The sequence below is a fragment of the Bacillus sp. AP50 genome, from assembly GCF_040492675.1.
In the GTDB taxonomy this organism is placed as follows: domain Bacteria; phylum Bacillota; class Bacilli; order Bacillales; family Bacillaceae_G; genus Bacillus_A; species Bacillus_A cereus.
Genome location: NZ_JBEUTW010000475.1, coordinates 1 through 5,862, shown reverse-complemented (window position 1 = coordinate 5,862; position 5,862 = coordinate 1). Strand labels below are relative to the sequence as shown.

Genomic DNA, 5,862 nt, shown 5'->3' with positions numbered 1-5,862 from the left:
GTCTTATAATACAGAAAAAGTAGCTTTTTATAAACAAGCAAATATTAAAATTAAAGAAGAGAAAAAATAAAACAGTTTGGCCTACACTTGGCCAAACTGTTTTATTTTTTTGTATAAGTACGACTATACCATGGAACAGGTTCACTTAATTTTTTTTCTTGTTTTAATGCTTCAGGACCAATATAATCTTGAATTGTTTTTTTTGCCACTGTTAAAGATAAGGTTGTTTTCGGATTTCGATAGGAGGATTCAAGATGACCAAGATGCGGTAGAATTCGAAAATCTTCTTTCGTAGGAGGGATGTGGAAAAAATAATCGCCTAAACGTATAAGGACATCAGATTGTTGTTGGCTAAAACGTGGGTTTCTAGAAAAATGTAATCCTTCTTTAATTGCTTTTTTTTCAGCAATCAAACGTTCTAAAGCTGTCTTTTTTAACCAGTATAAATATTTAGGATTAGTAGCTGCTTTAGCATGACGATTCACAACGAAAATAGATTGAGCTAGTCGATTAATAGAATGTTGGTTTTGTAATTGAGATTGTGGTTGTGAAGGTTTCATATTGAATCTCCTTTCAATTTTTCATTATTATACCATAAATAAAATAGGTATTTATTATACGCAAAAAGTGATTGTATATATTTTCAATATTAAAGCAATATTGTTACAAAAATCAACTATTTTGTATAATAGTAATAGAATATGTTTTTGAAATTTGATAATGAAAGAGTGAGAAGTTTGAAAGAAATATTAAAACAACAGTATGCCATTATAGATATTGGGTCTAATACAATGCGTTTAGTTATTTATGAAAAGCAAAATGGAGGTTTTTATAAAGAGATTGAAAATACGAAAGTTGTTGCTAGGTTAAGGAATTACTTAATTGATGGTGTGTTGAATGAAGAGGGAATAGAAGTATTATTACAGACATTATTTCAATTTCAAGAAAGTACAAGATTCCATCAGTTGCATCATGTACTTTGTGTTGCAACAGCAACAATTAGACAGTCGGAGAATCAAGAGGAAATTAAAAAGCTTGTTGAAGGACAAACGGACTTTACTCTTAGAGTATTATCAGAGTATGAGGAAGCGCGTTACGGATACTTGGCGGTTATGAATTCTACATCGTTTTCAGAAGGAATAACGGTAGATATCGGCGGGGGAAGTACAGAAGTTACATACTTTAGAAATAGAGAGATTTTAGAGTACCATAGTTTTCCATTTGGGGCACTTTCTTTAAAGCAACAATTTATTAAAGGGGATATTCCTACTAAAGATGAGTTAGAGGGAATGCAACAGTATTTAGAGTTTCAATTTCGAACGTTACCATGGTTAATCAATAAGAAATTGCCTCTTATTGCAATTGGTGGTAGTGCTAGGAACTTAGTGAAAATCCATCAAAATTTAATATGTTATCCTATAGCAGGATTACATTTATACAAGATGAAAGAAGAAGATATTGAAAGTGTAAAAGATGAATTGGAAAAATTGTCGTACATAGAACTTCAGAAATTGGAAGGATTGGCAAAAGATCGAGCGGATACAATTATTCCAGCGGTTGAAGTATTTCATACACTTGTTAATGTTATAGAGGCACCGGCATTTGTATTAAGTAGAAAAGGGTTAAGAGAAGGTGTTTTCTATGAAGAGTTGACAAAAGATTTGGGGATTTCATATTATCCGAACGTAGTTGAAGAAAGTCTGCATTTACTATCACATGAATACGAAATGGACATGGAATTTGTTATTCAGCTTATTAAACATGGAAGACTAATTTGCAAACAACTTGAGGAAATAGGGCTTATTTCTATGTCAGTAAAAGACTGGGAAGTGTTCCATCAAGCAGCGAAAGTATTTAATATAGGCAAATATATAGACGAAGAAGCAAGTCGTTTACATACGTTTTATTTATTAGCGAATAAGACAATTGATGGCATGATGCATAAAGATCGAGTAAGGCTAGCGCTTATTGCATCGTATAAATCAAAAATGTTATTTAAACAACATTTATCTCCATTTGAAGGTTGGTTTGATAAAAGCGAACAAAAAAAAATCCGCCTGTTAGGAGCTGTTTTACAATTTTCAGCTACTTTAAATGTAAGGCAACGATCGCTTATTGATACCATATCTATAACAGAAAACGAAGAAGGATTAACATTTAAAGCTTTATGTGAAAAATCGGCATTAGCGGAAAAAGTGCAGGCTGAAAAACAAAAAAAACAGTTAGAAAGAGTATTAAAAACGAATATTAACTTGTTATTTGAACTAAAACATTAGGTTGTACGGATGTCTTTACAAAAAATTTACACTTTATAATATTGTAATTTGCTAAAATAAAAGTAACTAAATTATAGTGAAAAAGTTTCAAGGGGAAGTGTGAAGAGAATGGAATTATTGAAGGGGAATGCAGTAAATTTAAATGATACAGCTTATTACAATAATCGAGAGTTAAGTTGGTTAGCATTTAATGAACGTGTCTTACAAGAAGCGCAAGATGCAAATAATCCACTTTTGGAAAGATTGAAATTTATTAGTATTTTTAGTTCGAATTTAGATGAATTTTTTATGGTACGTGTAGCGGGATTAAAGGATCAAGTGAGTGCTGGATTTAATCAGCCAGAAAATAAAGCTGGCTTAACACCAAAAAAGCAATTAAATAAAATTGCGATAAAAGCCCATGCACTAATGACAGTACAATATGATACATTTAAAAATTATGTATTACCAGCGCTTGAGTTAGAGGGAATTGAACGTTTAACATTCAATGATTTGACGAAAGAGCAGCGAGAATTTATAGAAGAGTATTTTGATGAGCAAATTTTTCCGGTGTTAACTCCTGTAGCTATTGATGCATATCGCCCATTTCCAATGTTATTAAACAAAAGTTTGAATTTGGCTACTCTTTTATATGATGAGAAGCAAGCGGAAGAGGAAAACAGGACGAAGTTAGGAATTGTGCAAGTTCCTTCATTACTTGAGCGCTTCATAATTTTACCGAGCGAAGGGCAAAAGCATAAATTTATTTTATTAGAAGACGTAATTAGTAGCTTTACTCATAAATTATTTACGGGATATACAGTATCATCTGTTACTCGTTTCCGTATTACACGCAATGCAGATTTAACGATTCATGAAGAAGGTGCGAGAGATTTATTAAAGGTAATTGAAAAAGAATTAAAAAAGCGTAAGTGGGGGGCTGCTGTTCGTTTAGAAGTTGGGAAAGAACACATTGATGAAAGAGTACTAGCGTTATTATATGAGGTTCTGGAAGTAAAAGATGAAGATGTATATATAATGGATGGTCCATTAGATTTAACATGTTTGTTTTCTTTATATAAAAAACTAGCTCCTTTATATGAACATCTTGTATATCCGGCTCTTATTCCGCAACCACCTCAAGATTTAGGTGATGAAGAAGATGTATTTGAAAAAGCAATTGAGCATGATATTTTATTACATCATCCTTTTGAATCATTTCAGCCGGTAGTTGATTTTGTCCGTGATGCGGCGGACGATCCGAATGTACTTGCGATTAAACAAACGTTATATCGTGTAAGTGGTGATTCACCGATTATTCAGGCGTTAAAGATAGCGGCTGAAAAGGGAAAACAAGTGACAGTATTAGTTGAATTAAAGGCAAGATTTGATGAAGAAAATAATGTTCATTGGGCTAAAGAATTGGAACAGGCAGGCTGTCATGTTATTTACGGTGTAAGTCACTTGAAAACACATAGTAAAATTACATTAGTTGTAAGAAGAAAAAACGGAAAAATCGAAAGGTTCGTACATCTCGGAACTGGAAACTATAATGATGCAACAGCGAAGTTATATACTGATTTTGGATATATTACATCAAGAAAAGACTTTGGGGTTGATGCAACCAATTTCTTTAATTATTTAAGTGGTTATACAACAAAGCCACATTTTCATCATTTATCGGTTGCTCCATTTGATATAAGAGAGCAATTTATAGATTTAATAGATGAAGAAATCCGTTATCATAGGCAATATGGAAATGGATATATTATCGCTAAGATGAATTCATTAACAGATAAACCATTAATTAAAAAAATGTACGAAGCATCACAAGCTGGAGTAAAGGTAGAGCTCATTGTTCGAGGGACATGTTGTTTAAGACCTGGCATTCCAAATGTAAGTGAAAATATTCGTGTAGTTAGTGTTGTTGGAAGATATTTAGAACATAGCCGTATTTATTATTTCCATCATAATGGGGAGGAGAAAATATATTTATCTTCAGCTGATTTGATGACGCGAAATATGGAGAAGCGAGTGGAAATATCTTTCCCGATATTAGATATTGAAATGAAGGCACGAATTAAGGCGATTTTACAGCTTACATTAGCTGATAATGTGAAAACACGTGAACAAAATAAAGATGGTGATTACTATTATGTTATTAATAGTAGTACAGAAGAAATTGATAGCCAAGTGAAGTTGTTTAAGATGGCATATCAAAATACAGACTCTGAATAATGAAAAAAGTAAAAACCTCTTATGTCAATAAGAGGTTTTTACTTTTTTCTACTCATATGCTCCAAAAATGGAAGGATGAGTAGAAACAATAGTTTTATTATAAGCGTGTAATGAGATGGCTCGTTGAGAGAATAATATTTGAAAGAATCGTTATTTTAACTTAGTAATAGTATGGTTGCTGACATGGTCCACCGTAACAAGGATAAGGTGCTGGCGGCGGGAAAGGTGGTGGATAAGGTGGATAAAATGGTCGAGGGCCGAAAGCTAATGCTCCGCCGAGCAATCCACCAGCAATTCCAGCTAGAAAGGGAACGCCAAAAAACGGGAAGAAGCGTGAGTCGCCTACTGGACCAATAGGTGCTGAACGGACTGGAATTGGTTGATAATATGGATACATGAACATACCTCCTTTATTGGACTCACTTTTATCATATGGTAAACAAAACGTGGATGAGCGCGTACAAGAAAGGATATGTAAGAAAATAGGCGAATTATTACGAATGTTGGAGTGTGAAAATTGTGATTTCAGGTTTTGACATAAAACGAAATGGGACACGTGTTCTTCCCAGGCCTCGATTGACATAGAGAGTTAAATCCTGAATTGTATAGAAGCCTTCAATATAGTCTTTGGCGAGTGAAGGTGTAATAATAGCTCCTAAAAAAGGAATTTGTACTTGTCCGCCGTGACTATGACCAGAAAGTTGCAAGTTGATTGGATATTTAGAAACTTGGGGCGCGATATCTGGTTCGTGAACAAGAACAATGTTATAAGTACTTTGCCGTGCATGCTCTAATGTTTTCTCTATTTTTGGTTTGCCTAATAGTATATCATCGAGACCGAAAATAGAAATTTCACTATTATCCATTAGACGAATTCTTTTTTCACTATTGAGCAATAGCTCAAATCCTGATTCACGCATGATGTGCTCATAGTATTCAGTTCCATATCCACCGTGATCATGGTTACCATAAATAGCGAATTTACCAAAGGGGGCTTGTATATTTTTTAAAATGGATGCAACGAAAGGAGTGTCAGTATACGTTTGATAATTATCAATGAGATCTCCGGTAAAAAGGACAATATCTGGATTTACAGCATTAATTTTAGAAACAACTTTAGATAAATGTTGAAGCGAGAAATAGTATCCGAGATGTAAATCGCTGAATTGAAGAATTTTCATACCATGAAAACTTTTTGGGATGAGTTGTGATTTTAATGTGTGCTGTGTAAAAGAAATGAAATGGGGCTCTATATATTTAGCATAGTAGTATCCGATGCTACTGGTTATAAATGAATAGAGACAAGTACGCATACCAATTTTTAAAAAATTTCTTCTTGTAATGTGCTTCATAAAAATATGAGTATACC

The 5,862-nt window shown here is 33.3% G+C and carries 5 protein-coding genes and 1 pseudogene; 3 read left to right on the top strand and 3 right to left on the bottom strand.

Annotation, left to right across the window (positions count from 1 at the left end; all coding sequences use genetic code 11):
- Nucleotides 1–70: pseudogene (locus tag ABWK52_RS29875) on the top strand (YkyA family protein); the annotation flags it as partial.
- Nucleotides 71–101: 31 nt separating this feature from the next.
- Here ABWK52_RS29875 and ABWK52_RS24970 read toward each other — a convergent pair.
- The gene (locus tag ABWK52_RS24970) at nt 102–560 is read right to left on the bottom strand and encodes a YkyB family protein (protein ID WP_000804862.1); all 459 of its coding nucleotides are present in this window, start codon (nt 558–560) and stop codon (nt 102–104) included.
- Nucleotides 561–701: 141 nt separating this feature from the next.
- Between ABWK52_RS24970 and ABWK52_RS24965 the strand changes: the two genes are divergently transcribed.
- On the top strand, nt 702–2,276 hold the full coding sequence (locus tag ABWK52_RS24965; RefSeq protein ID WP_002005581.1) for a Ppx/GppA family phosphatase: 1,575 nt from the start codon (nt 702–704) through the stop codon (nt 2,274–2,276).
- Between the two features lie 108 nt (nt 2,277–2,384).
- A complete protein-coding gene (locus ABWK52_RS24960) occupies nt 2,385–4,493 on the top strand; it encodes a polyphosphate kinase (protein ID WP_218272381.1) in 2,109 nt (702 codons plus the stop codon).
- Between the two features lie 160 nt (nt 4,494–4,653).
- On the opposite strand, the gene ABWK52_RS24955 is transcribed toward ABWK52_RS24960, so the two are convergent.
- Together ABWK52_RS24955 and ABWK52_RS24950 are read right to left on the bottom strand one after the other, a co-directional pair.
- Nucleotides 4,654–4,890, bottom strand: a complete 237-nt coding sequence (locus tag ABWK52_RS24955; protein WP_000283738.1) for a hypothetical protein — start codon at nt 4,888–4,890, stop codon at nt 4,654–4,656.
- Between the two features lie 97 nt (nt 4,891–4,987).
- The gene (locus ABWK52_RS24950; protein WP_021727656.1) at nt 4,988–5,845 is read right to left on the bottom strand and encodes a metallophosphoesterase; all 858 of its coding nucleotides are present in this window, start codon (nt 5,843–5,845) and stop codon (nt 4,988–4,990) included.
- Nucleotides 5,846–5,862: the final 17 nt, after the last annotated feature.

Bases quoted from the DNA above. Each gene is read 5' to 3' on its own strand.
- ABWK52_RS24965 (WP_002005581.1), top strand. From the start codon at position 702: ATGTTTTTGAAATTTGATAATGAAAGAGTGAGAAGTTTGAAAGAAATA.
- ABWK52_RS24960 (WP_218272381.1), top strand. From the start codon at position 2,385: ATGGAATTATTGAAGGGGAATGCAGTAAATTTAAATGATACAGCTTAT.
- ABWK52_RS24950 (WP_021727656.1), bottom strand. From the start codon at position 5,845: ATGAAGCACATTACAAGAAGAAATTTTTTAAAAATTGGTATGCGTACT.
- ABWK52_RS24955 (WP_000283738.1), bottom strand. From the start codon at position 4,890: ATGTATCCATATTATCAACCAATTCCAGTCCGTTCAGCACCTATTGGT.
- ABWK52_RS24970 (WP_000804862.1), bottom strand. From the start codon at position 560: ATGAAACCTTCACAACCACAATCTCAATTACAAAACCAACATTCTATT.